The organism is Streptomyces sp. NPDC044984 (assembly GCF_040646935.1).
In the GTDB taxonomy this organism is placed as follows: Bacteria; Actinomycetota; Actinomycetes; order Streptomycetales; family Streptomycetaceae; genus Streptomyces.
In genome coordinates, this window is record NZ_JBEZBE010000027.1 from 1 (window position 1) to 26,059 (window position 26,059).

The 26,059-nt window shown below is 72.2% G+C and carries 24 protein-coding genes and 2 pseudogenes; 16 read left to right on the forward strand and 10 right to left on the reverse strand.

Annotation, left to right across the window (positions count from 1 at the left end; all coding sequences use genetic code 11):
• Positions 1-286 precede the first annotated feature (286 nt).
• The 10 genes from AB0A94_RS26500 (at position 287) to AB0A94_RS26545 (ending at position 11,169) form a co-directional block, all read left to right on the forward strand.
• The gene (locus AB0A94_RS26500; protein ID WP_361748265.1) at positions 287-1,192 is read left to right on the forward strand and encodes a universal stress protein; all 906 of its coding nucleotides are present in this window, start codon (positions 287-289) and stop codon (positions 1,190-1,192) included.
• A 36-nt stretch (positions 1,193-1,228) separates the two neighbouring features.
• Entirely contained in the window at positions 1,229-2,251 is a 1,023-nt protein-coding gene (adhP, locus tag AB0A94_RS26505; RefSeq protein ID WP_361748267.1) for an alcohol dehydrogenase AdhP, read from the forward strand.
• A 5-nt stretch (positions 2,252-2,256) separates the two neighbouring features.
• On the forward strand, positions 2,257-3,120 hold the full coding sequence (locus AB0A94_RS26510) for a universal stress protein (RefSeq protein WP_361748269.1): 864 nt from the start codon (positions 2,257-2,259) through the stop codon (positions 3,118-3,120).
• A 151-nt stretch (positions 3,121-3,271) separates the two neighbouring features.
• Positions 3,272-5,968 carry a GNAT family N-acetyltransferase gene (locus tag AB0A94_RS26515; RefSeq protein WP_361748271.1) on the forward strand — a complete coding sequence of 899 codons (2,697 nt, stop codon included), beginning with the start codon at positions 3,272-3,274 and terminating at the stop codon, positions 5,966-5,968.
• 12 nt (positions 5,969-5,980) lie between these two features.
• Complete coding sequence (locus AB0A94_RS26520; RefSeq protein ID WP_361748274.1) at positions 5,981-6,712, forward strand: CBS domain-containing protein; 732 nt, start codon at positions 5,981-5,983, stop codon at positions 6,710-6,712.
• Between the two features lie 16 nt (positions 6,713-6,728).
• On the forward strand, positions 6,729-7,235 hold the full coding sequence (locus AB0A94_RS26525) for a flavodoxin domain-containing protein (protein WP_361748275.1): 507 nt from the start codon (positions 6,729-6,731) through the stop codon (positions 7,233-7,235).
• A gap of 339 nt (positions 7,236-7,574) precedes the next feature.
• Positions 7,575-8,015 carry a pyridoxamine 5'-phosphate oxidase family protein gene (locus tag AB0A94_RS26530; RefSeq protein WP_161175215.1) on the forward strand — a complete coding sequence of 147 codons (441 nt, stop codon included), beginning with the start codon at positions 7,575-7,577 and terminating at the stop codon, positions 8,013-8,015.
• 338 nt (positions 8,016-8,353) lie between these two features.
• The gene (locus tag AB0A94_RS26535; RefSeq protein WP_361748277.1) at positions 8,354-8,776 is read left to right on the forward strand and encodes a pyridoxamine 5'-phosphate oxidase family protein; all 423 of its coding nucleotides are present in this window, start codon (positions 8,354-8,356) and stop codon (positions 8,774-8,776) included.
• Positions 8,777-9,015: 239 nt separating this feature from the next.
• Complete coding sequence (locus AB0A94_RS26540) at positions 9,016-9,660, forward strand: CBS domain-containing protein (RefSeq protein WP_361748279.1); 645 nt, start codon at positions 9,016-9,018, stop codon at positions 9,658-9,660.
• Positions 9,661-10,287: 627 nt separating this feature from the next.
• Positions 10,288-11,169 (forward strand): universal stress protein, encoded by an 882-nt coding sequence (locus tag AB0A94_RS26545; RefSeq protein WP_361748281.1) that lies wholly within the window; start codon positions 10,288-10,290, stop codon positions 11,167-11,169.
• A 31-nt stretch (positions 11,170-11,200) separates the two neighbouring features.
• Here AB0A94_RS26545 and AB0A94_RS26550 read toward each other — a convergent pair.
• Positions 11,201-11,549 (reverse strand): annotated as a pseudogene (locus AB0A94_RS26550) (heavy metal translocating P-type ATPase); the annotation flags it as partial.
• Positions 11,550-12,047: 498 nt separating this feature from the next.
• Here AB0A94_RS26550 and AB0A94_RS26555 point away from each other — a divergent pair.
• The gene (locus AB0A94_RS26555; RefSeq protein ID WP_361748284.1) at positions 12,048-12,182 is read left to right on the forward strand and encodes a hypothetical protein; all 135 of its coding nucleotides are present in this window, start codon (positions 12,048-12,050) and stop codon (positions 12,180-12,182) included.
• Positions 12,183-12,295: 113 nt separating this feature from the next.
• Here the strand turns inward: AB0A94_RS26555 and AB0A94_RS26560 are convergent, their stop codons facing one another.
• The 4 genes from AB0A94_RS26560 to AB0A94_RS26575 form a co-directional block, all read right to left on the reverse strand.
• Positions 12,296-12,943 (reverse strand): hypothetical protein, encoded by a 648-nt coding sequence (locus AB0A94_RS26560; RefSeq protein WP_361748286.1) that lies wholly within the window; start codon positions 12,941-12,943, stop codon positions 12,296-12,298.
• A gap of 565 nt (positions 12,944-13,508) precedes the next feature.
• Complete coding sequence (locus AB0A94_RS26565; RefSeq protein ID WP_361748288.1) at positions 13,509-13,694, reverse strand: hypothetical protein; 186 nt, start codon at positions 13,692-13,694, stop codon at positions 13,509-13,511.
• A 9-nt stretch (positions 13,695-13,703) separates the two neighbouring features.
• Entirely contained in the window at positions 13,704-14,573 is an 870-nt protein-coding gene (locus tag AB0A94_RS26570) for a site-specific integrase (RefSeq protein ID WP_361748290.1), read from the reverse strand.
• A gap of 571 nt (positions 14,574-15,144) precedes the next feature.
• A complete protein-coding gene (locus AB0A94_RS26575; protein ID WP_361748295.1) occupies positions 15,145-16,515 on the reverse strand; it encodes a DUF3500 domain-containing protein in 1,371 nt (456 codons plus the stop codon).
• Positions 16,516-16,726: 211 nt separating this feature from the next.
• Between AB0A94_RS26575 and AB0A94_RS26580 the strand changes: the two genes are divergently transcribed.
• The 3 genes from AB0A94_RS26580 to AB0A94_RS26590 all read left to right on the forward strand — a co-directional run bounded on the left by AB0A94_RS26580 (position 16,727) and on the right by AB0A94_RS26590 (position 19,506).
• Positions 16,727-17,056, forward strand: coding sequence for a substrate-binding domain-containing protein (locus AB0A94_RS26580; protein WP_361748297.1), 330 nt, complete (start codon positions 16,727-16,729; stop codon positions 17,054-17,056).
• 277 nt (positions 17,057-17,333) lie between these two features.
• Complete coding sequence (locus tag AB0A94_RS26585) at positions 17,334-17,762, forward strand: hypothetical protein (protein WP_361748299.1); 429 nt, start codon at positions 17,334-17,336, stop codon at positions 17,760-17,762.
• Between the two features lie 256 nt (positions 17,763-18,018).
• Complete coding sequence (locus AB0A94_RS26590; protein WP_361748301.1) at positions 18,019-19,506, forward strand: protein kinase; 1,488 nt, start codon at positions 18,019-18,021, stop codon at positions 19,504-19,506.
• A gap of 548 nt (positions 19,507-20,054) precedes the next feature.
• On the opposite strand, the gene AB0A94_RS26595 is transcribed toward AB0A94_RS26590, so the two are convergent.
• From AB0A94_RS26595 to AB0A94_RS26615, 5 genes are all read right to left on the reverse strand, one after another.
• The gene (locus AB0A94_RS26595) at positions 20,055-20,336 is read right to left on the reverse strand and encodes a hypothetical protein (RefSeq protein WP_361748304.1); all 282 of its coding nucleotides are present in this window, start codon (positions 20,334-20,336) and stop codon (positions 20,055-20,057) included.
• Positions 20,337-20,654: 318 nt separating this feature from the next.
• Positions 20,655-21,137, reverse strand: a complete 483-nt coding sequence (locus tag AB0A94_RS26600; RefSeq protein ID WP_361748306.1) for a DUF3618 domain-containing protein — start codon at positions 21,135-21,137, stop codon at positions 20,655-20,657.
• Positions 21,134-21,562 carry a phage holin family protein gene (locus AB0A94_RS26605; protein ID WP_361748479.1) on the reverse strand — a complete coding sequence of 143 codons (429 nt, stop codon included), beginning with the start codon at positions 21,560-21,562 and terminating at the stop codon, positions 21,134-21,136. Before AB0A94_RS26605 ends, AB0A94_RS26600 begins: the two co-directional genes overlap by 4 nt.
• A gap of 373 nt (positions 21,563-21,935) precedes the next feature.
• Positions 21,936-22,445 (reverse strand): DinB family protein, encoded by a 510-nt coding sequence (locus AB0A94_RS26610; protein ID WP_361748308.1) that lies wholly within the window; start codon positions 22,443-22,445, stop codon positions 21,936-21,938.
• Positions 22,446-22,896: 451 nt separating this feature from the next.
• The gene (locus tag AB0A94_RS26615) at positions 22,897-23,550 is read right to left on the reverse strand and encodes a YceI family protein (protein ID WP_361748310.1); all 654 of its coding nucleotides are present in this window, start codon (positions 23,548-23,550) and stop codon (positions 22,897-22,899) included.
• Positions 23,551-23,696: 146 nt separating this feature from the next.
• On the opposite strand from AB0A94_RS26615, the gene AB0A94_RS26620 reads away from it, so the two are divergent.
• Positions 23,697-23,900, forward strand: coding sequence for a hypothetical protein (locus AB0A94_RS26620; protein WP_361748312.1), 204 nt, complete (start codon positions 23,697-23,699; stop codon positions 23,898-23,900).
• A 308-nt stretch (positions 23,901-24,208) separates the two neighbouring features.
• A pseudogene (locus AB0A94_RS26625) lies at positions 24,209-25,837 on the forward strand (glycoside hydrolase family 43 protein); the annotation flags it as partial.
• Positions 25,838-26,059 lie beyond the last annotated feature (222 nt).

Sequence of the window (26,059 nt, forward strand, 5' to 3'; positions counted from 1 at the left end):
CGTTCGCCGACTACCACGTGGTGTACGCGGTGGTGCTGATCGCGCTGGCCGCGGTCTCGGCCGGTGACGCGCTGGGTCTGGGCCGGTGGTGGGCCCGGCTCCCGATCGTCCGCGACCACGCGTGGCTGCGCTGAACACGACAGGTCGGGCGGGACCGCCCAAGGACCCGCCCCACCAGCCTGCCGGCAGGGACCGTCGGCCCCACCCCGGGACCACAGGCCCCTGCCCCCCGGAACCGCCCGAAGAGACGCTGAGACCAGAACCGATGACACAGGAGGTGGCCGGCATGGCCCGCACGATCACCGTAGGACTCGACGGCTCGCCCGAGAGCCGGGCAGCCGCAGAGTGGGCGGCCCGCGAAGCCGCGCTGCGCCAGATGCCGGTACGACTGCTTCACGTGTGGCAGCCGGTCCCGGAGCCCATGGCCCAGGCCCCGCTCCTCGGCGCCGAGACGCACCAGCACTGGACCGAGCGGATCCCCCGGGAAGCCGCCGAGGGGCTGAGGCTGCGGCACCCCGGGGTCGAGGTGACCACCGAGCAGCGGGCCGGAACCCCGGCGGAGGCCCTGCTCGACGCCACTCGCGACGCGGAACTGCTGGTGCTGGGCTCGCGCGCCCTCAGCGGCCTCGCGGGCTTCCTGATCGGGTCCGTCGGCCAGTCGGTGGTCGCCCGCACCGAGGTGCCCGTGATCCTGGTCCGAGCGGGCGAACAGGCCGCCGACGAACACGTCAAGGACCCCGCCGGCATCCCGTCCGCCGCCACCGGCTTCCGTCCCGTGGTCCTGGGCCTGGACACCGACAGCCCGGACGAGACGGTGATCACCTTCGCGTTCGAGGAGGCACGGCGCCGCGAGGCCACGCTGACCGTCGTCCAGGGCTGGAATCTGCCGCCCTACTACGTCTACAGCCTGGCCGCCGGCGTCGACCCCCGCGAGGACATCGTCCGCGAGCAGGCCGCCGCCCTCACCGAGGCGCTGCTGCCGTGGCGGGAGAAGTACCCGGACGTCGAGGTGACCGAAGCGTCCCGGCTCGGGAGCCCTGCGGGCCACCTCGTCGACGCGTCCCACGACGCCTCCCTCGTCGTCGTCGGCCGCCGCATCCGCCGCAGCCCGTTCGGTGTGCACATCGGTGCCGTCGCCCACGCGGTCATGCACCACGCCACCGCCCCCGTCGCCGTCGTCGCGCACGACTGACGCGACTGACCGGAAAACACCGAAGGAGCAGGCACCATGAAGGCAGCGGTCGTACGGGAATTCGGCGAGCCCCTGGTCATCGAGGAGCGTCCCGACCCCGAGCCCGGCCCCGGGCAGGTCCGCGTGCGCGTCGAGGCGTCCGGGCTGTGCCACACCGACATCCACGCGGCGCACGGCGACTGGCCGGTCAGGCCCACTCCGCCGTTCGTGCCCGGCCACGAGGGCGTCGGCCTGGTCGAGAAGCTCGGCGAGGGCGTGACCCACCTCGCCGTCGGCCAACGGGTCGCCGTGCCGTGGCTCGGCAGGGCGTGCGGGCGGTGCGAGCACTGCCTGTCCGGCTGGGAGACCCTCTGCGAGAGCCAGGTCAACACCGGGTACGGCTGCGACGGCGGGTACGCCGAGAAGATGCTCGCCTGGGCCGACTTCGCCCAGCCGGTGCCCGAGGGCGTCAGCGCCCTCGACGCCGCACCGCTGACCTGCGCGGGCGTCACCACCTACAAGGCGCTGAAGGTCGCGGACGTCCGGCCCGCCCAGCTCGTCGCCATCTCCGGCGTGGGCGGACTGGGCCACCTGGCGGTGCAGTACGCGAAGATCGCCGGGGCGCGGGTCGCCGCGATCGACGTCACCGACGACAAGCTCGCACTCGCCCGGGAACTCGGCGCGGACATCCTCATCGACGCCCGCACCCAGGACGTCGGCGCCGAGCTGAAACGGCACGGCGGCGCCCACGCGGCCCTCGCCCTCGCCGTGAACCCGGCGGCCTTCGCAGCCGTCAACTCCGGGCTGCGGCGCGGCGGGAAGCTCGTGATGGTGGCCCTGCCGGCGCACGGCACCCTCCCGGTCCCGATCTTCGACACCGTGCTCAACGGCACCTCGGTGATCGGCTCCATCGTCGGCACCCGCCAGGACCTCGCCGAGGTCTTCCAGCTCCACGCCGAGGGCCGCACGCAGGTCATCCGGGAGACCCGCCCGCTGGCCGCCGTCAACGACTGCATCGACGAGGTCCTGAGCGGTCACGTCAAGGCCCGCATCGTGTTCGACCTCGACGCGGAAGGCTGAGAACGGTGAGTCTTCACCTGGTCGTCGGCGTCGACGGATCCGAGTCGAGCCTGCGGGCCGTCGACTGGGCGGCCGACGAGGCCGCCCGGCACGGAGCACCCCTGCGGATCGTCCACGCCTACCGCTGGGACCGCTATGAGGGCACCGCGTTCGCCCGAGAGCTCGGCAGGCCGTCCGGTCACGTCACCCCCGACGACATCCTCGTCGTCGCCACCCGCCGCGCCCGTCGTCACCACCCGGACCTCTCCGTCACCACCGAAGCGGTGGCCGAAGAACCGGAGTACGTCCTCCTGCACGAGGCGCGCAACGCTGCGGCCGTGATCATGGGCACCCGCGGGCGCGGCGAACTCGCCGACCTCCTGCTCGGCTCCGTCAGCCTGACCGTGGCCACCGAGGCCGAATGCCCGGTCGTCGTGATCCGAGGCGCCCACGACAACCGGACCACCGAAGGCCGGCACGGCCGCATCGTCGTCGGCATGGCCGACGCGCCGACGGCAGCGGTGCGCTTCGCCTACGAGGAAGCCCGGCGACGCGGCGCCGCCCTGGACGCGGTACGGGCGTGGCGGTGCCCCGCGCACGACACGGCCGACCACCCGCTGCTCACCGGCACCCCCGAGCGGCTGCACGAGGAACGGGCGGCCAAGGAACTGGAAGCCGCGCTCGCCGACGCTCCGCCGGACGTGCGCCTGCGCCGGCACACGGTCGAGGGACCCGCCCGCCGAGTGCTGCTGACCGCCTCGCACGAGGCGGACCTGCTGGTCGTCGGCCGACGGTGCCCCGGGCAGTTCGGGCACCGCCTCGGCCGGATCGCCCACACGCTCCTGCACCACTCCGCCTGCCCGGTCGCGGTCGTACCCGACACGGCGTGACGGTCCGGAGCCACCGTCGTGCGGGACGACCGGCGGGAGACCGGGGGCCGACCGGCCCTGCGGGCACCCCCGGTCGGTCCCTGGGCGCGACCGACGTTGTGACAGACGCTCGACAGGCCAAAGGACCCGAGCGGCTCGAAGGAGAACCGCCATGAAGGACGACACGCCACACCGCCCCGCAGTCCACGCGCTGCTCACGGACGGCACCACCGTCCGTATCCGCGCCGTCGAACCCGGGGACCACGACCAACTGGAGGGGCTCTACGCGGAGATGTCACCGGACAACCGCCGCCTGCGCTTCTTCTCAGCCGGTTCCCGCTCCGCCGGCCTGGCCGCGGACACCGTGTGCGCGCCGGCCCGGCGCGGGCACCGGGCCCTGCTCGCCGAACGCGCCGGACAGGTCATCGGCCTCGTCGAGTACCACGCCGCCGACGACGCGCCGCAGACCGCCGAACTCGCCGTCGCGGTCGCCGACGGCCTGCACCACCGGGGCGTGGGGACCCTGCTCGTCGAGCACCTCGTCTCGGCCGCCCGTGCCGACGGCATCACCGCCTTCACCGCCGACGCCCTCAGCGACAACCACGAGGTACTGCGGCTCTTCGCCGACCTCGGCCTCGCCGCGACCCGGCGGTTCGACGGCCCCGAGGTGCACTGCGCCATCGACCTGCACGTCGACGAGACCTACCTCACGGCCTCGGAGGCCCGGGGACGGACCGCTGACGTGGCCAGCCTGGAGCCGCTGCTGAAGCCGCGCTCCATCGCCGTCGTCGGGGCCGGCCGCCGTCCCGGCTCGGTGGGACGCGCCCTGCTGCACCACCTTCACGAGGACGGCTTCACCGGCCGCCTGTTCGCGGTCAATCCCGCCACCACCGCCATCCTCGGCGTACCGTCCTACCCCTGCGTCGGCGCCCTTCCCGTCATCCCTGACCTGGTCGTCGTGGCGAGCCCGGCCGGGACCGTGCCGGCCGTCGCCGAGGAGTGCGGCAAGGCGGGCGTACGCGCCCTCGTCGTGGTCTCCGCCGGACTGGACACGGAGCAGTCCGAGGCCCTGCTCACCGCCTGCCGGACCCACGGGATGCGCCTGGTCGGCCCCAACTGCCTCGGCGTGGCCAACACCGCCCCCGGGTACCGTTTCGACGCCACCTTCGCCGCCGCACACCCCCGCGCCGGAACCGCGGGGGTCGCCGTACAGTCCGGCGGCATCGGCGTCGCCCTGCTGGAGGGACTGTCCCGGCTGGGCATCGGCGTCTCCACGTTCGCCTCGCTCGGCGACAAGTACGACGTCAGCGGCAACGACCTGCTCCAGTGGTGGGAGAGCGACGGCCGCACCGACCTCGCTCTGCTGCACCTGGAGTCCTTCGGCAATCCGCGGGCCTTCTCCCGCACCGCCCGGCGCGTCACCCGGCGCATGCCGGTACTGACCGTCGACGCCGGACGCACCGACGCCGGCCGCCGCGCCGCAGCCTCGCACACCGCCGCCGCGGCCACCGGCACGATGACCCGCCAGGCACTGTTCACCCAGGCCGGCATCACCGCGACCCGCTCCGTCGGCGAACTGCTGGAAGCGGCGGCCCTGCTGCACGCACAGCCCCTGCCGGCCGGCACCCGCGTCGCCGTGATCACCAACGCCGGCGGAGCGGGAGTCCTGGCCGCCGACGCCTGCGCCGAAGCCGGACTGGTCCTGAACCCGCCCAGCCCCGAACTGGCCGACGACCTGCTCGCCGCGCTGCCCGCCGGAGCGAGCGTCGGCAACCCCGTGGACGCCACCGCCGCCGTGACCGAGGACGCGTTGCACACCTGCCTCGAGCGGCTCGCGGGTCACCCGGCCGTCGACGCGGTCCTGGTGGCCCTCGTCCCCACCGCGGTCGCCGCCGCGACGGGCGACGACCTGGTCCGGGCCGTCACCCGGGGGCCCGGCCGCCGGGCCAAGCCCGTCATCGTCGTACGCCTGGAACAGGACCTGCCGGTCACCCTGCTGCCCGTCACCGACGGCGAGGCGATCCCCTCGTACGCCGAACCGCAGGCGGCGGCACGGGCGCTGGCCCACGCCGCCCGACGGGCCGCCTGGCTCGCCCGGCCCGTCGGCACCGTGCCGGACCCGGACGACATCGACACCTCCCGCGCGCAGGCCCTGGCGGACGACTTCCTCGCCCAGCGACCGGACGGAGGCTGGCTGGACCCGCGTGCCTGCGCCGAGCTCCTGTCCTGCTACGGCATCCCCCAGCAGCCCTGGGCCTGGGCCGAGGCCGAGGACGACGCCGTACGCGCCGCCGAACGCCTGCGCGGCACCGACGGCCGAGTGGTCCTCAAGGCACACTGGCCCGGACTCGTGCACAAGAGCCTCCAGCACGCCGTCCACCTCGACCTGCGCGACGAGGCCCAGGTACGCACGGCCTTCCAGGACCTGCGGGCCCGCTTCGAAGGACTCATGACCGGAGTCGTCGTCCAGCCACTCGCACCCCGCGGCACCGAGCTGTTCGCCGGCGTCGTCCAGGACGGCGTCTTCGGCCCCCTCGTCGTCTTCGGACTGGGCGGCACGGCGACGGAGGTGCTCGCCGACCACGCCGCCCGCCTCGCCCCGCTCACCGGTCAGGACGTGCACGACCTGATCACCGCCCCGCGCTGTGCCCCCCTGCTCTTCGGCACGCAAGGGGGCGGCCCCGTCGACCTGGAAGGGCTGGAGCAGGTACTCCACCGGCTGTCCCGGATGGCCATGGACCTGCCGCAGCTCGCCGAAGCCGACTTCAACCCGATCCTCGCCACACCCGGCGAGGTCACCGTCCTCGACGCGCGGATACGCCTGCTGCCACGCCGGCCGCAGGACCCCTATCTGCGCCGACTGCGCTGAGGAGGAACAGACATGAGGAACCAGAAAGTCGGCTCCGTGATGACCACCGAGGTGGTCCGCGCCGAGTACGGCACCCCCTTCAAGGCCGTCGCCAGGCTGCTCGCGGAACACCGCGTCAGCGGACTGCCCGTGGTGGACGGCGACCAGCACGTCATCGGCGTCGTCTCCGAGACGGACCTGATGCTCCACCAGGCCGCGACCCCCCTCGCCTACGAGCCGCCCCCGCGGTTCCGCCTCGCACGGCTGACACCGCGCGCCCGCCGGCGGGCGGCCAAGGCCCGGGCGCGCACGGCTGGCCGCCTGATGACCGCGCCCGCCGTCAGCGTGCACGCCGAGGACACCGTCGTGGAGGCCGCCCGCACCATGGTCGAGCACCGGGTGAACCGGCTCCCGGTACTCGACGAGGACGACCGCCTGGTCGGCATCGTCACCCGGCACGACCTGCTGCAGACCTTCCTGCGACCCGACGCGGAGATCCGCGAGGAAGTGATCCGCGAGGTGCTGCAACGCGGACTGTGGCTGGTCAACGGCAGCGTCGACGTCACCGTCACGGAGGGAGTCGTCACGCTGGAAGGGCAGCTGGAGCGGAAGAGCGAAAGCGAGATCGCGGTGGCCATGACCCGCAGGACCGACGGAGTCGTCGACGTCGTGGACAGGCTCACCCACCGCTTCGACGACTCCGAGTTCCGGGACGACACGCGCGTGCCGGGCGGCGTCGCGGACGACTGGCTGCGGCGCCTGTGAGAGGAGGCGGAGCACCATGGAGCAGACGGTGCTGGTCGCCTACGGGTCGGCCAACGGATCGACGCAGAAGATCGCCGAGACCATAGCGGAGGTGCTGCGGACGACGGGGATCACGGCCGAGGCGCTGTCCGCCCGGTCGGTGACGGATCTGGACCGCTATGAGGCTGTGGTGGTCGGCGGTGCCCTGTACGCCGGGCGCTGGCACAAGGACGCCAGGCGCTTCGTACGGCGGCACCGCGGCGCACTGGCGCACCGGCCGGTGTGGTTCTTCAGCTCCGGACCGCTCGACTCGACGGCCTCGCAGCGGGACATTTCTCCCGTTCCGGGCGTCAAGAGGGCCATGGCCAAGCTCGACGCCCGTGCGCATGTCACCTTCGGCGGTTGCCTCACCGAAGGCGCGCAAGGCCGCATCGCCCGCATGATCCTTCGCAACGGCAAGGGCGGTGACTTCCGCGACTTCGCCGCGATCGAGAACTGGGCGGCGGGCGTGGCGAGGGAACTCGGCGCCATGTCGCACCGGTGAACAGGTGCCGCGGTACGGTTCGCCGTGCCCCCGACACCGGGAGACCGGGTGTCGGGGGCACGGTCACGACCGCGTACGAGCCGAGGGCGTGGGCGCCGGGGCGCGCTCGGCGACATGGCCGGTGGACCAGTCGGCCGTCAGCCGCAGGAACCGGCGCGATGAAGACCGTGCCGGACGGACCACGGCGCGAGGTCGGTGCGATCCGAAGACGGCACCAAGTCCCGTCGGGGCGAGGGCCGTTCCGCGGCCGACCGGGGACGGTCGGCCCTCATTGCCGGCCGCCACACGCGTGAAAGATGGAAGGCAGCACCGGACGACACACGGGAAGACGACCGGCTGATGTACCGCAATGACGGATTCCGCGAACTGAACCGGCAGGAGAGCCTGCGCCGGCTGACCGAGGCGACCGTGGGCCGCATCGTGCACACGCGCGACGCGCTGCCCGCCGTCCTGCCGGTCAACTTCCTCCTGGAGGAGAGCGGTGCCGTGCTGCTGCGCACATCGGCCTCCTCGGAGCTTGTCCGCGCCGTCGACGGCGCCGTGGTCGCCTTCGAGGCCGACGAGGTCGACGTCGCGGCGCGTTCCGGCTGGAGCGTCGTCGTCACCGGCTCCGCCTCGGTGGTGACCGACCCCGACGAGCACGAGCACTTGGTCCGCACCGGGCCCCGGTCCTGGGTGCCCTGGCCCGTGGAGGTCTTCGTGCGCATCGAGCCGGAACTGGTCACCGGTCGGGAGCTGGTCGGCGGGCGCACCCTTTACGGAGTCAACGTGCCGTCGTGAGCCGCCGTGTGCGCCGCTGGGACGGCGGAGGCCTCAACTACTTTCTTGGGCCTGGACCGGGCTGCCGGCCTGCTGCTCGGATCGACCAGCCGATGGCCGGCTGCACGGACGTGCGGACACCGCAGCGACACGGGAGTCGTCCCCGCGGGTGGCTGTCGATGCCCGCGGGGTAGGGCGTGCGTCCGCGCAGGCGCTGATGAAAGCCACCTCCGCCCGGACAGCCCTCGTCGTGACTGGCCAGCAGAACGGCGGCTGCGGGCGTCTGCCGCCGGGCGGTGGACGGAAGTGGGGCCGACCGGCCCTACTCGCCACAGGGCGGCCACACTGATGATGGCCTGATGCTCGAGAACGACGCCTTTCGCATTCTCGACCGGCAGGAGTGCCTTCGCCTGCTGGCCAAGGTGCCGGTCGGCCGGGTCGTGTACACCCGGCAGGCGCTGCCCGCAGTCCTCCCGGTCAGTTTCTCCCTGGGCGAGGATGCCTCCGTTCTGCTCTGCACCTCGGCCGGCTCCGATCTCGTACGCGCCGTCGACGGTGTCGTGGTCGCCTTCGAGGCGGACGAGTTCACCGCGGCGACCCGATCCGGCTGGAGCGTGATCGTCACCGGCCGGGCCTCCGTGGTGACCGACGTCGCGGAGCACGAACGGCTCTCGCAGACCGGCCCGCATTCCTGGATGCCCGTACGTGACGGGGTCTTCGTACGCATCGAGGCCGAGCTGGTCACCGGACGCGAGATCACGGGCGCACGCACCACGCGATGAGCCGCATCCGGTGCGGCGTTCGCGACTGCCCGACGTCGGCAGCGTCTCGCGCACAATGTCGCACCCCTGGCCGCGGGACCGTCGGCCCTCCCTGCCAGGCCGAACGTCACTGGTCGCCTGAGCAGCGCGGTGTTGTCATGGGTAGGGAAGACGGCGTGCACGAGTCGACGCACCGCACGTGGTCCGCCCGGGCGGTCCGACCGCGGACGCCCCGTCGTGATGCGGAGGAGACCGACGTCATGCTGCACCGCCGCACGGTCGGAGACGTGATGACCGAGGAGGTCGTCGCCCTCCGCCCCACCACACCACTCCAGGAGGCCGCCACCCTGCTGGACGCGAACGACATCGTCGCGGCACCGGTCGTCGACGACGACGGCGCCCCTGTCGGCGTCGTGTCCGCGTCCGACGTGCTGCGGCACGAGACCGGCACGCCTGATCCGCAGGGGCAGGACGGGACCGACGAGCACGCCTGGAGCAAGGCCCGGGCACGGACCGCAGGCGAGCTCATGAGCAGCCCCGTCTTCACCGCCCGCGCCGACTGGACGATCCCCCAGGCCGCGCGGGAACTCCGCAGGAGGCACGTCAAGCAGCTGCCGGTGGTCGGCGACGACGGGCTCCTCACCGGCATCGTCACCCGCAGCGACCTGCTCGACGCCTTCATCCGCTCGGACGCCGAGATCCGCGGCGAGGTCGAGCAGGAGGTCCTGGGGCGCATCCTCGGCCTGGATGAGGGCACCGTCGCCATCGAGGCCCGAGACGGGGTCGTCACCCTTCGGGGACACGTCCCGGAACCGCGTCTCATCCCGGTGATCGTGGGCCTGTGCCAGGGTGTCGACGGTGTCGTCGCAGTGGATGCCCGCCTTTCCGCCGGCCGGGCTGGCTAGCATGCGCGGACAGCCGGCCGCTCCACCGTCGTCAACGGCAACGGGGGTGGAGGTGCAGGGGGAGTCCTTCACCCCACCATGCGCAGTTCGCTGCTGCCGCACCGCGTCGAGGAGCTGTCCGGCACCCCCGGAACCGACACGCTGAGGACGTCTCCGCCCTGTGGGACTACGGCCTGTTCGCCGACCGTGACGGTGACTTCATCGGCGAGCCGATGCCGCAGGCCATCGGCCGGGATCCTCGGCGAACTGCTCGACCGCCATCGGACAGCCCTCGGGGCAGCGGTCGACCCGAGACCGCCGCCCCGAGGGCTGTCCGGGTCCGTCGCGTGATGGTCGAAGGCCCGGTAGCAAGGTGCTCACGCTCCGGTCGGCCGCCGGCGATCTCGTGATCGTCGGCGCCCGACAACACCGGGGCTGCTTCAGCCTTCAACCCGGCCGGACGAGCCACGCCCTGCCGAACCGCGCACAGGGCCCGGTGGCAGTCGTACCGCACGGTCCGAATGGCTGTCCCGTCAGCCGGTCGGAGACATGGGCCTGATGGCCCTCCGGATGGACCCGGTGGCCCTGTCCCGGACACCGCCCCCGCGTGACACTGATGAATGGGGAGGTCTTCTGGAGGTGCGCGTCATGCTTTCACCTGTTGCCGTCGGGGTCGACGGTTCACCCGAGAGTCTCGCCGCCGCCGAGTGGGCGGCTTGTGAGGCCGTCCGCCGCGGACGGCCACTTCGACTGCTGCATGTGCGGAACTGGCACCCGCGCCAGGGTGGGGCGGAGACCTCCTACGCGGCTGAGCGGCACCGGGCCCGGTGTGTCCTGCGACAGGCGGAGGAACGCGTTCGCACGGCGTGCCCCGACGTGCGGGTGTACGACGAGCAGGTCGAGGGGCCGGCGTCCGCCGCCCTGGTGAAGGCGTCGGCTGGCGCCGAGCTGCTGGTGCTGGGCTCGCGCGGGCTGGGCGGTATCACCGGACTGCTCGTGGGGTCGGTCGCTCTCGAGGTCGTGGCGAGGGCCACCGGGGCCGTCGTCCTCGTGCGGGCCGACGGCACGGCTGGTGAGACGCAGGAAGTGGCCGGCGGCGGCCGACGGGACGTGGTTGTCGGTGTCGACGTCACGGAACCGTGCGACGAGGTGATCGAGTTCGCCTTCGAGGCGGCCCGCGTGCGCCACGCGCGGCTGAGGGTTCTGCACGCCTGGCGTGCCCCCGACCTGCTCACCCTGGGTCCCGGCGAGATCGGTCTGGTGAGCGATCGGGAGCGGGCCGAGGAGTGGCTGCGGTTCCTCGCCGCCGTGCTCCAGCCGTGGGGCGACAAGTACTCCGACGTCGATGTTCTCGAGACGGTGGTGGAGGGCAAGCCCTCCGGGGCCTTGCTGAAGGCGGCGTCCGGCGCGGAATTGCTGGTCGTCGGACACCGGCTCACCGACCGCCCGAGGATTGCGCGTACCGGCCCGGTGACCCACGCCGTGATCCAGCAGGCGGTCTGCCCCGTGGCCGTCGTACCCCACTACTGAACCACCGGGGGTGATCCCCGTGCCGAAACCTGACGGCTCCCGTGGGAACACCGCCGACGGTGAGCCAGGCGACGGCGGCGCCGTCCAGCAGCGCCCGGTTCTCCGCGGCCCGCGCCCAGTCCGGGACCACCGCTGCGGGCTCCGGACGGCCCACGGTCGTCCTGCGGCCCTCGACCACGCCGTACGCGCCCCGGCCGGCCTCCTCCCACACCCCTGTCGCCATCGACGGCTCCAGTCCGCGCTCACGGGCCGCGTCGACGATGGAGTGGGCCAGGGACGTGCGGCGAGTACTGGTCCACCGTGGCCGCCAGCCGCAGCACCTCGGCGGGTTTCCAGCCGGGGGCCGCGGTCACGTCGACCACGCGCGGGCGGCCGTCGGAGCGTGACGCCGGTGTCGCAGACCTTGGGACGGAGGGGTGACGCGGCCTCCCTGGTGGTGATCGTGGTGGTCCGTGCGACGCCGACTGTCTCGGACCTGTGACCCGTACAGAGAGTGCAGCACTCCTTGGTCGTCGTAGCCGATAGCGACCGTGGCCCCCAGGTCCTCGGGAAGTGGACAGCCCTCCTCCGGCATGTCCTCGGCCGTGCCGGCGAGTGCATCGGTGATCAGCGTACGAAGTGCCGCGAGCACCTCCTTGTCGCTGCGCGGCCGTGCAGTGGAGCGTAGGCGGATCCTTCGGAGAGGTCGCGCTCGTCCTTGCTCCGGAGCGGGCCGGCGCCGGGTGGATCGAGTGCTGAACAGCGCTCCGGCCCGTCGAGTGCGCAAGGGGAAAGGCGTACGACTCCATTGCCCTGGTCCAGTCGTGCGTGGACACGATCGTGCTTTCCTCCGGCCTGGAGGGCGATCCCGGTGCCCTCGTGACGGGGTGCTCGTCGGCATGAGCCGCGTCGGTTATCTGCGGGTCCTGCTGCCCGAGCCGGTGTCCGCGGCTGTGCGTCCGGAGCGGCGCGTCAGCGTCGACGGCACGCTGCTGCGGCATCTGGAGAACTTGCGGGCGGACTCCTTCGAGTAACAGGGACCTGTGGCGGTGCGGCAGTTGTCCTCGGTCCTCTCGCGGTTCGGTGACGCCGTGGATCAACTAACGGCCGACCGGCCGTGCTGGTGGACCGGGACGAGGCCGTGGCACTACGGGGTCATGCCTTCCGCGCCGACCCGGGCGCGCAGATTGTGGAACTGGCGGGTCTGCATGATGAAGTGCGCGGGTTCACCGAACACCAGGTCGAAAGGCCGGGTGAGCCATCGGGGGTGGCCTTGACCGCGCGTGCGGACCACCAGACGTGTCTCACCGAAGGGGGCCGGTCGCAGGTGGAAGGCCCAGATTCCGTCCAGCCGCGCCTGTGGCAGGGGCTTGGTCCGCGGGTCGAAGGACCGCCCTCCGGAGAGGTTCAGGTCCGAGCGAAGCACCAGAGTCCGGTTCGGCTCCAGCAGCGCCACGGTGAACCAGAACCTTCCGTCCCGCGATGCCTTGAGGCGTTGACCTTCCTCCAGCTTCCGCCACTCGGGCGCGACGCGGTCCGCGCTGGGGTGCCCATAGCGGTCCAGCCAGTCCCAGCTGTACCAGCCTCCGCGGTCGTACCCCATCTGCGCCAGCCAGGGCCAGACCTGCTCGGGTGGTGCCGGAAGGTCGGTGGCCATCGTCGAGCTGCCGTCGGGGTCGGGCACCAGTTCGTCGCCGGGGTACGCGCGAGCGGTTTCGTCCTGCGTCGCACCCCAGGTGAGCAGCCTCGGCCGGCACTGCAGCGTGTAGAACGCCAGCGTTGCGGAAGCTGTCACGAAGGGGAGCAGAGCGGTTCCCGTTCGTCGGCATGGTTGCTTCTCGGACATTCTGTACTCCCTGGTCACCTACCTGGCCCGGGTTGATCGGGCCCGAGGCCGAGGAGGAAGTGCCCCCTCGCCTCATTCCGGCATAGCCGGTGCGCGGCGGCCGCGCGAGGGCTGGCCGGCCCTTCGTGAGGTCCGACCGGCCTGGTGCCCGGTCCGCACGCTGTGGTGGATCCGGCGCGCCTTTCCCGACGTGAAGGCCGTCATGACCCTCAATACGATGAACAGCCAGACCATGGTCGATCCCTCCCGCGTGGCGGGGGAACCTCAGTATTGGTCGAGAAGGCCCCGCGATCCGGGCAAAGCGGGGCTTGGGGCCGATCGGCCCTCAGACGGTCCCGGACAGCCCTGGCACCCGATGGAGAAGTGCTGGACGCTTGAAGCGTCGCGAGGCTCGGAGGTGACCCGTGATGGACGACGTGATCAGCCGACCGCCCGTTCACGCACTGCTCACGGACGGCACGACGGTGTGCATTCGCCCCGTGCGGCCCGGTGACCACGATCAACTCGAGGGACTCTACGAGGAGATGTCACCGGAGAACCTGCGCATGAGGTTCTTCGCGGTGAGCCGTCGATCCGCCCGGATGGCCGCCGACCGGGCCTGTGCTTCCGAGCGGCCCGGGCGATGACCGAGCGACGCGTGGAACGGCTGTCGGCACTCGACGAAGAGGACCGGCTTGTCGGCATCGTCACCCGCGATCAAGCGTCGACGCTACTGGTTCGCGACGCCCGCAGTGTCGGGCGAAGTCAAGTCGTGGTTGAGGAGGGTGGCGGCGGTGCTGATGGCGCCGGGCATGAGGTGTCGGTAGGTCTTGAAGGTGACGTCGATGTTCTTGTGGCCCATCCATTCGGCGACGTCGGTGATGGGGATGTTGTGGGTGAGGCAGTTGGAGGCGAAGAAGTGCCGGAAGCTGTAGAGCACCATTCCTTCGGGCATGTCTGTCTCGCGGGCTTTCTTGATCCGCTGCCATTGGTTGTTGAGGTAGTAGTGCGGGAACGGCTTTGAGGCGTCGAGGGGGTGGCGTAGCAGGTAGCCGTCGGTGGTGCCGTGTGTGTCGGCGTACCGCTCGATGGTCTGCTTGACGCGGGCGGGCAGGGGGACGTCGCGGTATTCGCCGGTTTTGCTGTGTTTGAGGCGGGCATACGTGCCGGTGGTCTGGTTGACCTGTTCGGTGATGCGGTAGACGTCGTCGGCGACGATGTTGCGCAGGTTGACGGCGGCGGCCTCGCCGTTGCGCATGCCGCAGCCGCTCATCAGGTCGGTGATCAGCCGGAAGCGGTCGTCGCCGGCCTCGCGTATCTGCCGCAGTTGCTGCGGTGAGGGGATGACCGCGCGCTTGGGGTCGTACTGGGGCGGTTTCACGCCGGTCAGGGGGTGGTCGTCGTAGAGGCCGAGGCGGTGGGCGTCCAGCAGGATGGCCTTGAGCTTGTCGAAGGCGTTGGCCTGGGCGGCCAGCCCGACGCCGGCGCTTTCCATCGCCCGGATGAAGCCCTCGACGACCCCGGAATCGAAGGTGCTCATCCGCCGGCTGCCCAGCAGCGGCAGCATGTGATGCTCCAGCAGGGAGTCCAGGTGTCGCACCGACGCCGACGACCCGCTCGGCCGGATCCACCGCACGACCGACGGCGCGGACGTGTACTACGCCGTCAACCGGCGGGCCGTACGCACCACGCTCGACGTGAAGCTGCGGCCCACCGGCAAGGCGGTCGAACTGCGGGACCCGGTCACCGGCGGTGTCGCCCCGGCGACCTTCCGGACGGAACGCGGCCGCACCGTCCTCTCCCTCGGCCTCGGCCCCTCCGAGGCCCGGTTCGTGGTCGTCGTGCACGGCACCCCGGACGAGGACACCGCCAAGGCCGTCATCGGCCGGGTCATCGGCGTGGTGGAGGGGGACCGGGCGGTCGCCTTCCAGCGGGACCGCGGGGCGCCCGCGTCCATCGAGCCGGGCTTTTTCCAGGACCTGTCGGAGCATCAGGAAGCGGGAGTGCGTTACTTCTCGGGTGGAGACGAAGACCCCGGTCACCACCTTCGTGGGCCAGTTGTGGGACCTGCACGTCGGTGTGTGCCCCGGCACGGTCACCACGCGTCCCTCAGGTGCGGCGTTACGCCACGGAGAGCGCGGGCCGGACGTGAGGCAGGGGGGAGCCGCGCGTCAGTGGTCGGTCTCCAGGTGGAGCTTGAGCAGGTCCACTCCGTAGTCACCGCCGTTGGGGGTGCGGATGATGGTGTGGATGTGCTGCTGGGTGGGGGTACCGCCCATGCCGCCTCCCGGACCGCCGCTGGGCATACCGGTGGGCTGGCCGCTCGGCATGCCGGACGGCTGGCCGCTGGGGGCACCGCCGCCCATCCGGGCGTTCTCGCCGTAGGCCAGCGGGGACTGGGCGTCGTACTCGATGAGCACGACCGGGCTGTGCACCCGGTAGTAGAACGCGGAGGAGTCCTCGGTCTCGCCGATCCAGTAGAAGTACGTGTCGTCGAGGTGCTCCTGCACCTCCTTCATCTTCACCGCGGCGTGACCGTCGTCCATGCAGCCGACGTAGACGCCGACCAGATCGAGCAGTTTCCGGCGCTGGGCGGAGGTGAACTCCCTGGCGGCGAGGCCCTGGTAGGCCAGCTCCAGGTTGTCCTGGCCGGCGCCGGCCACCATGTCGGTGCCGCCCTTCTCGTCGGCGGACATCACCTTCTTGCGCTGCGCCGAGGTCAGGGACCGCAGCAGTGCCAGACCGGCCTTGGTCTCCGGCTTGAAGAGGGTGATCTTCTCACCGTCGTAGGTGGCCGAGGTCGGCTCCGAGCCCATGAAGGTGGGGGACATGACGACCTGGTCGCCGAGGACGAAGTAGTTGACGGCCAGGTGGTGGCCCTCGTACTGGAAGCCCCAGGGCTTGGTCGTGGAGGGGGTGCCCATGAAGGTGAAGTAGTAGTGCCCCTCGGTCAGCGTCTCCTTCCCGCCGCCGTTGTAGTCGCCCAGGAACGCGTTGAGCTTCATGATGTTGCGGGTCCGGGTCAGCCCGTCGGCGGACAGCGCCGCGCCGAGCAGGGCGTAGCCGAGGCTCTGCTGCTTCTCGGTCAGATCGCCCATGCGGGCGCCCTCGCGTGTGTAGCCGTCGACGTTGCTCCAGGCCAGCCACTCGTCGTCGTCCACGTCGAACACGGACGCTCGGCGCACCTTGGCGCTGAGTCCGTCCAGGAACGCCTGCGCGGCCTTCACCACGGCGTCCGTCGAGACACCGGTGGAGTGGATCGAGAAGAGGTCGTCGACGACCTTCCCGTCGGTGGTGACGCCCTTGAAGTCGGCGTACTCGACCTCGGTGGCGCCGGGGCCCATGCCCCCGGCGCCACCGGGCCCACCGGACGGCATCCCGCTCCGAGCGGCACCGGACGTGGAGCCGGTCGCGTCCGACGACCCGGCGGAACAGCCGGTCATGGTCGCCACGGCGGCGGCACCGCCGAGCAGCAGCGACCGGTTCATGAACCAGCGGCGGGTGCGCTCGGCGGCGGGGGTACGGGGACGGTGTGCGTTCATGATCGCGACACTCGCCCATGATCCTTGCTTTTCCGTAAGACCTTCCTGTGAACCGGCGATGAGACCGCGAGGCCGCGCCTGGAGGCCCGTCGGCGTGAACCGTTCGGCTGCCACCGCCCCGCCGGCTCATGTCGTCGTCCGGCGTCAGGACAGCGGCATGTCCTCGTCGCGGGCGAGTCCGAGCCAGGTGACCAGGTGACCAGGTGACCAGGTGCCAGTCCTGGTCGTTGGCGAGTGGGTCGTCCTTGTGGGCCTGCCGTCCGTCGACGGTGCTGGGCATGACCGCGGTGCCGTCGAAGCGGCCCGGGAACTGGGCCGCAGGGTCCCCGACGACCTCGGCATCGTCGGCTTCGACGACTGGGACGCTCTCACCCTGGGCTCCCGCCCACCCCTCAGCAGCGTCAGCATGCGCCTCGAGGAACTGGGCAGGCAAGCCGCTCACCGGCTGTTCGGCAGCCGCGCGGGCGAGGACCACGGAAGTGTGACCGTCGCGTGCGAACTCGTCGTACGCGACTCGTCTCAGCGGCTTGCCGTCCCCTGAGACCGACCTCGGACCGATGGTCCAGGACCCGGTGACGTCCTCGCTTCGTCCGCGTCACTCCGCTCCCCTTCCGGGTGGCGTCCCGCTGTGTGGCGCAGGGGATCTTCGCGGTCGAGGGCGCGGGTTCCATTCCCCCGGGTGCGCCGATCGGTTCCGATCAGCCGGGGGAGATGCGGACATCGCTCCCACACAATGGGGAACCAGCTACTCCATGCATCACGATCACACACCCGCCGGGGGCGTCGCGCACGGTCGGCCGTCGGAGCCGCGGTCCGTCGTGTCGCCGCGGAGGAACGCAGGCAAGCACCGGCGCGCCGGACGGCGCAGGGGCCGGTGGCGGCGCAGGCTCCTGGCCTACCGCGCGGTCGGGCTGGTGCGGTCGCCCGCGCCCGGTGCGGCAAGTGAGGAGTGCCTGCTGCTGGTCCACATCCGCAAGGTGGTCGGCCAGGTGACCTACCGGACGTGCGAGGAGTGCGCCAAGGGCGTGATCACCGACGTGGTCATCGACGGTTCGTTCCGCGACAGCGGACTGGGCACCAGGGCGCTGTCGCATCTGCGTTCCCGGTACCCCGGCGTCACCTGGCGCGCCACCGACGGCCATCGCCTCACGCGTGACCTGCTGCACAGGATGCGCATTCCCCAGGCGGCCACCGACGACCACTGCTCCCACCTCCGGCCCGCCGCCGTTGCGAGGAGCACCGGATGAAGGTTCTCCCGCGGTTTCCTCCCGCGTGGCAGCGGGGTCGTCCCGACGGCGGACACCGGGCGAGGCCTTCACAACCGCGGCCGGTGGCGATGCCGGCCGCAAGAGCTTCATCGGCCGGTCGGTCCAGGGCCCGGGCGCACGGACCGGCGGGCTCCGACCCGTTGGGACGGCTCGACCCCTCACGGGTACGTGCGTGCGAAATCCCGTCAGCAGTGAGCGTCCGTACGGACACCTCTTCGAAGCAGTGGGAGATGGAATGAGGCTCCGTGAGTCGGCTTCGTCGCTGACCTCCTGGTATTCCGCCGAGGTGCTGGCCGGACGGTACCGTCTGGACGCACTCATCGGCTCGGGCGGTGCCGCCGACGTCCACCGCGGCTTCGACCTGCGTCTGAGGCGATCGGTAGCCGTCAAGGTCTTCCGGTCCGGTGCCGACACCGACATGGAGGAACGTTTCGGGAGCGAAGCGGTCATCCTGGCCAGGCTGCAGCATCCCGGGCTGGTCACCGCCTATGACGCCGGAAGGCACAAGGGCCGCGCCTACCTGGTCATGCAACTGATCGAAGGCCCCACGCTGAAAGGCCGCATCGCCGGAGGCCCCCTGCCCCCCGAAGAGACAGCCGCACTCGGCGCCGGCCTCGCCGAGGCCCTGGCCCACGCGCACGAGGCGGAGATCGTTCACCGCGATGTGAAGCCGTCCAACATCATCCTGGACGCATCCGGGCACCCCCACCTGACCGACTTCGGCATCTCCCGACTGCTCGACGCCACCACCCGTACCGCCACCGGCACACTCATCGGCACCGCCGCGTACCTGTCCCCCGAGCAGGTGCTCGGCCGGTCCGTCGGCCTGCCCGCCGACATCTACGCCCTCGGTCTCGTGCTCCTCGAGTGCCTCACCGGCAGGCTCGAATACGACGGAGGCCCCCTCGAGGCCGCGATCGCACGGCTCCATCGCCTGCCCGTACTGCCCGACTCCCTGCCGAAGGACTTCGCGGCCCTGCTGCGGAGCATGACCGCCCTGGACGAGTCGGAACGCCCCACGGCACACGAGTGCGCCCGGCTGCTGGCCGCCCTCGCCGGCACGGCGGATTCCGTGTCCGTCGTCCCCTCCGCGCCCCGTGCCACGAGCGTCGCGCCGAGCCGGGGGCCGGTGCGGGACGCCGGGCCCACGCACCCGAGGCCGTCGCCCACCGGCGGCGCGACCGGGCCGAAAGCCAGTGCCGCGCGGCGCCGCACCCTCGTCGTGGGTGGAACCGCCGCGCTCGCCGCCGTGTTGACCACCGCCCTCGCCCTCCCCGACGGCCCCTCACACCAGGGAGGCGGCGAGAAGGGGACACGGGCCGCCGACCGCCCCTCCGCGCCGGCCGGCCCACCGCACACCGCCGCCGAAAGGGACGACGCGGCATCCGCGGCTCCGTCGTCCTCCGCCCCCGGTACCCCGGCCGAACCGTCCCGTGACGCCGTTGCGGGGCGAAGCCCCCGCTCCGCCCCGGCCGACCCGGTCCGGGACCCGGCCACCGGCACAGCCGCGCACGGCACCGGAGCCTCAACGCCCCGCTCGCGGCCGGACGGTACCGAGGGCGGCCTGACCACGCACCCCTCCGGCACGGAGGGGCTGAGCGGGGCGAAGGTCTCCGGCGAACGGCCCGGCAAGTCCGAAACGGCTGCGAGGGGCCAGGGGAAAGCGCAGAAGGAAGAAAGGCGGACGCGGAAGAACGGGGAAGAGCCGGCCGGATCCGACTGAGACTCCGACCACGGGGACGGAGGCCCGGCGAGCGGGGCCGATCCCCCCGGCCTTCACCTCACGGTCCTCCCGGCCGGGCACGCGGTGCGTGAACGGCACCCCCGGACCGCCCTGCTCACGCGCGCGGTTGACGGCGGCCTGGAGAGCGCGACGTCAGTGCGCGTGCCCGGGTCGAGGACGTGCAGGCTGAGGAACGCGGCCGGCCGTGCGCTGCCGCCGGGTCATCCCCGAGCGTGACGCCGTGGTGCGACCGCACCATGCCCGGCTCCTCGTGCGGCGCCGTCAGGGCGTGCCGAGGGCTTGGTGCGCGGCCGGTTCGCGCGGGAGGTGCGCGTGCGCGGGTGCGGCCCTGCGGTGATCCCGAAGTGGTGGATTTCCGGCTGCGGCGTGCGGAGCTTGTGGTGCGACGGCGGGCCCCGCCCGTCTCCACGGGGTGCGACGCCGTCGAGGGTGACGAAGCGGGCCGACCGCTCGGTGACCGCCCGGGACATCACGGCGGCGCGTTGCCGAAGCCGGTTCCGCGGCCCGCTTCGCCTCTCCCACGCAGGTCACTCGGGCGGATTGGCCTGTGTTCGGAACTGCTGCCAGCAGGCGTGGACGTGCTGTTCAGCCTCTCGCACGGCGCAGGAGGCGGCGTCCCGGAGGGCGGCCGCAGGAGAAGACGCGCTCTCGTTCTCGTCGGCGCACGGTGCGGTGCGACCGCGCGCCAGGTGCGCTTCGCGGGCGTCACGCCTTCGACCGTCCTGGCGGAGGACGACTGCCCGGGCGACCAGGATCGTGGCGATGACTGCTGCAGCGGTCAGCGTGGCGGCCGCATGCTGATCGGACATGACGGTGAACGGTCCTTCGTAGGAGTGTCTGGTCGGGAGACGGGAGGGCCGGTGTTCGTGTTCCGCCGGCCCTCCCGCCTCCTCCCGCCCGTCAGCCGGGCAGGTTCCGGTCAGGCGTCGGAGCCGGCGAAGGCTGCGCCGTGGAGCGTGGCGGCGAGGAGGACCTCGCGCCGGGAGCGTGCTCCGCCGGTGGTCTCCGGGACGCCCTCGGCACGGCCGGACGTCCCCCACGCCTGCCGGGACGTTCCCGCGGCCGTGCCACCGACGGCACCGAGCGCAGGGCCGGCCTGTGGGCGATCTCCGGTGCCTCCACCCGGCTCATCCCTTCCGGCGGCGGCAAGCCAGCCACACCACGACCGCCGCGCCCGCTGCCGTCAGCAGCGCCTTGCGGTTGTCACGCGCCAGTCGCGCCCCCTGGGCGGTCCTCTGCCGCACCGGCTCGGGCGCCTTGTCCTGCCACATCCGACCGGCCCGGGCCGCCTTCGCCCGGGCCTGCCCGGCGGCCTGGGCAGCCCTGTCCTTGACCGGGTCGGGCAGCCTGTCCTGCGCCTGTCGAGCCAGGCCGGCGGCCTTCTCCTTCAGCTCCCCGCCCTTGAGCGAGGCCTGTCCCTTCAGTTCGCCGGCCTTCGCCGCGGCCTGCTCCCTGACCTCGGCGGCCTTCTCCTGGGCGCGCGCCTTGACATCGGTCTTCGCCGCGAGCGCCTCGACCGTCTTCCCGAGCTCGGTGCGGGTCCGCTCGACCTGCTCGCGCAGTTCCTGAGGACTGGAGGCGGTGGGCTCGTCGTGGGGCGGCTGGGTCATCGGTGCGCACTCTCCTTGATCTCGGCCACGTCGGCCTTCACGCTCTCGACCGTCTGCTCGGGCGTGGGCGGCGCGGCTTGGTCGACCTGCTTCTTTCCACTCATGACCAGCACCGCGGCGATCACACCCAGCACCCCTGTGACGATCAGTCCGGCCGCCCACACCGGCAGCGCCACCGCCAGTGCGGCGATCACGCTGGCGACCAGTGCCTGCGCCATGAGGAAACCGACGACGCCGGCACCGCCGAACAAGCCACCACCCTTGCCGTAGCGCTTGCCCTTCTGCTTCATCTCCGCCTGGGCCAGGCGCAGTTCACCGCGCACCAGCTCGGTGAGCTGTTGCGAGGCCCGTTGCACCAGCTCGCTCACCGGCTCCTGGCCGGAGCGGTCGGTGTCCGGAACGGATCCGGCATGGTGCGACTGCATGCTCGACACGGAGGTCACCTCCCCTCTCTCCGGGTTCCTGCAGGCCGGGCCCGGTCATGCGCCCGGCGCTGTCCGATGACGGCGCGGGTACCCCGAACGAGCGGGTTCAGGGCGGGGGATGCGGCGCACGAGCGCACGGGGCTCACGTCGGGGTCTCGTCGCCCACGGGCCCGGCCACGGCAGCGGGGGCGTCACAGGTCTGTCCACGGGCGAGGCCCGCCGGCCGGCGGTGCCCACACGCCTCGGGCGGGGCCGTGCTGTCCGAAGCCCTCGAGCACGGCGGATCCGAACGGCACCTCCCGGGCGAGCCGGGCGGCGAGCGGATGCTCTCCCGGACCGGACGAGCATGCGGGGACAGGTGACTCCTGCGGACTCAGGCGCCCACGGTCCCGTCGACACCCTCACGCAGGAAGTCGGCGTGCCCGTTGTGACGGCCGTACTCCAGGAGCACGTGCATCATCACCATGCGCAGCGACACCTCCTCGCCCCATCGTGGCTGGTATCCGGTCCGGTCCAGGGACTCCGCCTCCCGCTCGATACGGCGTGAGTCCTCCACCTCGGCCTCCCAGGCCGCGAACGCCTCGTCCCTGGTCGACGCGCTCGCGTCGTACGCCGCCTGGAAGTCGATCTCGTCGGACCAGACCATGGGTGCGTCGTTGTCTTCGAACACCCGGCGGAACCAGGCACGCTCCACCTCCGCCATGTGCCGCACCAGACCGAGCAGCGAAAGCGCCGACGGCGGCATCGACCGCTGCCGCAGTTCCTCGTCGGTGAGCCCTTCGCACTTCATGGCGAGGGTCGCGCGGTGGTGGTCGAGGAAGGCCCGCAGCATGTCGCGTTCGCTTCCCGAGCGGGGCGGTCCTGCGCGATGGTCACTGGTCATGGTCCGAGCTTCTCATCGGTGCCTGCGTTTGAGGGACAGTCTTCTCCTTCCGCCGGTCCCGTGCCTGTGTGCAGGCCACCGAGCGGTCGAGCGGTTCCGGCGTGCTCGGGGCGCCGACGTCCCCGGCGCAGCCGCTTCCGCCCCCGTCTCCGGCCGGAGCGAGAGGAGGGGACGGGGCGGAAGGGGAGGTGCGGCCGGGGTCGGGACGTCGTCCGCCCGGCTGCGCTTCGGTCGGCCACCGCTGCCGGTACGTCACCGACCGGGTGGCGGACGAGACGTGCCGGGGTTCGACCGCCGCCACCGCCGGGCGGCTCGGTTCGGCGCATCTCCGGGTGGCGGCGCGGCCGTACGCCGGGCCGGCCGGGGACGTGGACCGTGCGTTCCACCGCGGCCGGTGGCCGTCCACAGAGACGCGAGCGCTTCCCGGAAGGCGAAGACGTCCGTCAGGCGGTTACGTCGTGACCCGGATCGCGGAGATGTCGAACTGCAACCGGACCTTCTCGCTCACCATGGCGCCGCCGTTCTTGAGGCGCTGGTTGTAGGCCAGGCCCCATTCCGTGCGGTCGATGGTGGTGGTGCCGTCGAAGCCGGCCCGCTCGTACCCGAACGGATCCAGGACCGAGCCGAGGTAGTCGAGTTGCAGGTCGACGGGCCGGGTGACGCCGCGGATGGTCAGCTCTCCCGTCATGCGGAAGCTCTCCCCGCCCTCGTGGACGGTGGAGGTGCTGCGGAACACCATTTCCGGGTGGCGCCGCACGTCGAAGAAGTCGGGGCCGGTGAGGTGCGCGTCCCTCTGTTCCACGCCCGTGTCGACGCTGGCGACCCGGATGACGAGCTCGGCACGCGACTCGGAGGGCCGCGCTCCGTCGAAGTACAGAGTGCTGTCGTAGTCGTTGAAAGCGCCCCGCACCGTCGTCACCATCGCGTGCCGGACGGAGAATCCGATGCGGCTGTGCGGGCGGTCGATGGTCCACCGTCCGGTCAGCGCCCGCAGCTTCGGATCCAGCGCGACACCGGTGGACGAGGTCCTCGCTGCGGGCACGCCGGCACCGGCAGCCGGCGTCGGCTCGATCACGTCTGTCTGGCGGCGGCTGAAGATGCCCATGACGTCGTAGGCCCTCTCTGTCTGGTCACTCCGTGCTATCACGAAGTCGACAGGTGCTGCGTGGCGAGATGGGCGGCCTCGTCCGGGTTCCATGCCGTCGACTGCAAAGCTGCACAAGATCGACATGAGCGGTCCCCGGACGAGCGGTGAAGCCGGTCCTCCGCGCGACCGGCACGTCCGGCGACATGGAGCGGCGGGAGGTGTTCGGCCGCACCCGGAAGTCCGCCACCGGTGCCGGGACTTCCGGCACGACCCCCTGCGCCCGGACCGGCATCACGGTGAACCGGCCCTCCACCACCCCGGCCGCGCTCATCCCGGAGCACGACTCCTGGTGGACGTCGAGGCCGTGACCACCGCGCCGGCACCGCCGCCTCCGCCAAGGCCCCCGGCCGCCGGCCGGACCCCGGGACCGGCTCGTGTCCCACCGACGGGACCGGGCCCGGTCGTCAGCCGGCGTCACCTCCTCGTCCCGCAGGGGAACGAGGCCTTCGGTGGTTCCGGGGCACCGTCGCCCGCCGGGCGGAACGATGCGCGCCGCCCCACCCGCGCGGACGAGCCGGAGCCGCTGCCCACGCCCCATTGCACGCAAGCGTGTTCGACATTACGGTTCGTGCTTTTACGGTGCGGTCGTCCAGGGTTCGAAAGGCACACGAGGCGCATGCGGCAACCAGCTGCCCAGATCATCCGGAATCCGGTCCTTCCGGGTTCGCACCCGGATCCGTCCGCGCTGCGCGTGGGTGACGACTTCTACCTGGCGACCTCGACGTTCGAGTGGCACCCCGGCGTACGGCTGCACCACTCCCGCGACCTCGTGAACTGGCGGCCGCTGGGCGGGGCCCTGGACACCACGCGTCTGCTCGATCTCACCGGCTGCCCGGACTCCGGGGGAGTGTGGGCACCGAACCTCTCCTACGCGGACGGGCTGTTCCACCTGGTCTACGGCAACGTCTCCACCTATGCGGGAGGCTTCACCGACTGTCCCAACCAGCTCACCACGGCGCCGTCGATCCACGGTCCCTGGTCCGATCCCGTGCCGCTGCACGCGCGGGGCTTCGACGCGTCCCTCTTCCACGACGGCGCCGAGAGCTGGCTGCTGAACCTGGTGCACGACTGGCGGCCCGGTCACGGCGGCTCGGCCGGTCTGGAGGCGACCCGTTACGACCGGTCCGCGCGCCGTCTGGTCGGAGACCCGGTGCGGATCGTGCTGCCGCCGCAGGCCGGCTGGATCGAGGGTCCCAACCTCTACCGGCGAGCCGGCTGGTACTACCTGCTGACCGCGGACGGCGGCACGGGCTACGACCACCAGGTCACCGTCGCCCGCTCCCGCAGGCTGACCGGCCCGTACGAACGCGACCCGCACGGCCCGCTGATCACCGCCCGGAACCGCCCGGACCTGGCCCTGCAGAAGGCCGGGCACGGCAGCCTGGTCGAGACGGGCGGGGGCCGCTGGCACCTGGCGTACCTCGTCGCGCGGCCCCACGGCCGCCGGGGCCCTTGCGTGCTCGGCCGTGAGACCGCGCTGGCGTCCGTCACCTGGACCGACGACGGATGGCCGCGCGTCCCCACCGGCCTGCCCGCCCTGGAGGTTCCCGCCCCCGGACCGCCGGCCCACGACAGCGGGACGACGCGGACCGAGGCCGACAGCGCGGACGGGGCGGACGGGGCGGACGGTTTCGACCGGCCGGTGCTCGGGCCGCAGTGGTCCACACTGCGGCGCCCCGCGACTCCCGACTGGGTCTCCCTCACGGCCCGCCCGTCCCATCTGCGGCTGCACGGCGGCCGCTCCCCGCAGAGCCTGACCGGTCCCAGCCTGGTGGGCCGCCGGGTGACCTCCGCGGACGGTTCCTTCGAGGCGACGGTGGAGTACCGGCCGCGGTCCTTCCAGCACCTGGCCGGGATCACCGCGTACTACAACACGCGCAACTGGTACTTCCTGCACGTCACGGCGGACGACGAAGGGCGGGCGGTGCTGCGCGCGGCCGGCTGCGACCGCGGCGCGCTGAGCGTGGACGAAGCCGGCGGAGTACCACTCGGTGAGGTCCGCCGCCTGCGCCTCGGCCTCGACCTGCGAGGGCCCGTCCTGCGTTTCCGCTACGCCACCGGAGACGACTGGCACCCCCTCGGACCGCCCCTCGACGCCACCGTCCTGTCCGACGAGCACGCCGAGGAATTCGAGGACGGCCGGATCCGGGCCCTGGGCTTCACCGGCGCGTTCGTCGGCATGTGGGCCTGGGACCTCACCGGGGGCGGCCTGACCGCCGACTTCGACGAGGCGGCCTGGCGCGCGGCCCGTTGACACCGCACCACGGGGAGCGGCCGTCAGGGGGAGGGCCGCCCTTCCCCCACGGCAGCTGCGGCAGCCCGCTGACATGCCGTGGGAGCCGCCAGGGCACGCAGGTCGTCACTACGCCGTCCTGTTTCACCAGGCCCTGCCCGACGATGTCCGGGCCGTGGAGCCGAGCGAGGCTGTGCCCGCGGGACGCCGTGCCGACCGCGGACGGCACGCCGG

What these genes read in the sequence shown, in the direction of transcription:
- AB0A94_RS26540 (WP_361748279.1), top strand. Translation starts at nt 9,016, where the DNA reads ATGCTGCACCGCCGCACGGTCGGAGACGTGATGACCGAGGAGGTCGTC.
- AB0A94_RS26535 (WP_361748277.1), top strand. Translation starts at nt 8,354, where the DNA reads ATGCTCGAGAACGACGCCTTTCGCATTCTCGACCGGCAGGAGTGCCTT.
- AB0A94_RS26595 (WP_361748304.1), bottom strand. Translation starts at nt 20,336, where the DNA reads ATGTCCGATCAGCATGCGGCCGCCACGCTGACCGCTGCAGCAGTCATC.
- AB0A94_RS26525 (WP_361748275.1), top strand. Translation starts at nt 6,729, where the DNA reads ATGGAGCAGACGGTGCTGGTCGCCTACGGGTCGGCCAACGGATCGACG.
- AB0A94_RS26545 (WP_361748281.1), top strand. Translation starts at nt 10,288, where the DNA reads ATGCTTTCACCTGTTGCCGTCGGGGTCGACGGTTCACCCGAGAGTCTC.
- AB0A94_RS26575 (WP_361748295.1), bottom strand. Translation starts at nt 16,515, where the DNA reads ATGAACGCACACCGTCCCCGTACCCCCGCCGCCGAGCGCACCCGCCGC.
- adhP (WP_361748267.1), top strand. Translation starts at nt 1,229, where the DNA reads ATGAAGGCAGCGGTCGTACGGGAATTCGGCGAGCCCCTGGTCATCGAG.
- AB0A94_RS26515 (WP_361748271.1), top strand. Translation starts at nt 3,272, where the DNA reads ATGAAGGACGACACGCCACACCGCCCCGCAGTCCACGCGCTGCTCACG.
- AB0A94_RS26605 (WP_361748479.1), bottom strand. Translation starts at nt 21,562, where the DNA reads ATGCAGTCGCACCATGCCGGATCCGTTCCGGACACCGACCGCTCCGGC.
- AB0A94_RS26600 (WP_361748306.1), bottom strand. Translation starts at nt 21,137, where the DNA reads ATGACCCAGCCGCCCCACGACGAGCCCACCGCCTCCAGTCCTCAGGAA.
- AB0A94_RS26590 (WP_361748301.1), top strand. Translation starts at nt 18,019, where the DNA reads ATGAGGCTCCGTGAGTCGGCTTCGTCGCTGACCTCCTGGTATTCCGCC.
- AB0A94_RS26500 (WP_361748265.1), top strand. Translation starts at nt 287, where the DNA reads ATGGCCCGCACGATCACCGTAGGACTCGACGGCTCGCCCGAGAGCCGG.
- AB0A94_RS26615 (WP_361748310.1), bottom strand. Translation starts at nt 23,550, where the DNA reads ATGGGCATCTTCAGCCGCCGCCAGACAGACGTGATCGAGCCGACGCCG.
- AB0A94_RS26530 (WP_161175215.1), top strand. Translation starts at nt 7,575, where the DNA reads ATGTACCGCAATGACGGATTCCGCGAACTGAACCGGCAGGAGAGCCTG.
- AB0A94_RS26520 (WP_361748274.1), top strand. Translation starts at nt 5,981, where the DNA reads ATGAGGAACCAGAAAGTCGGCTCCGTGATGACCACCGAGGTGGTCCGC.
- AB0A94_RS26555 (WP_361748284.1), top strand. Translation starts at nt 12,048, where the DNA reads ATGAGCCGCGTCGGTTATCTGCGGGTCCTGCTGCCCGAGCCGGTGTCC.
- AB0A94_RS26610 (WP_361748308.1), bottom strand. Translation starts at nt 22,445, where the DNA reads ATGACCAGTGACCATCGCGCAGGACCGCCCCGCTCGGGAAGCGAACGC.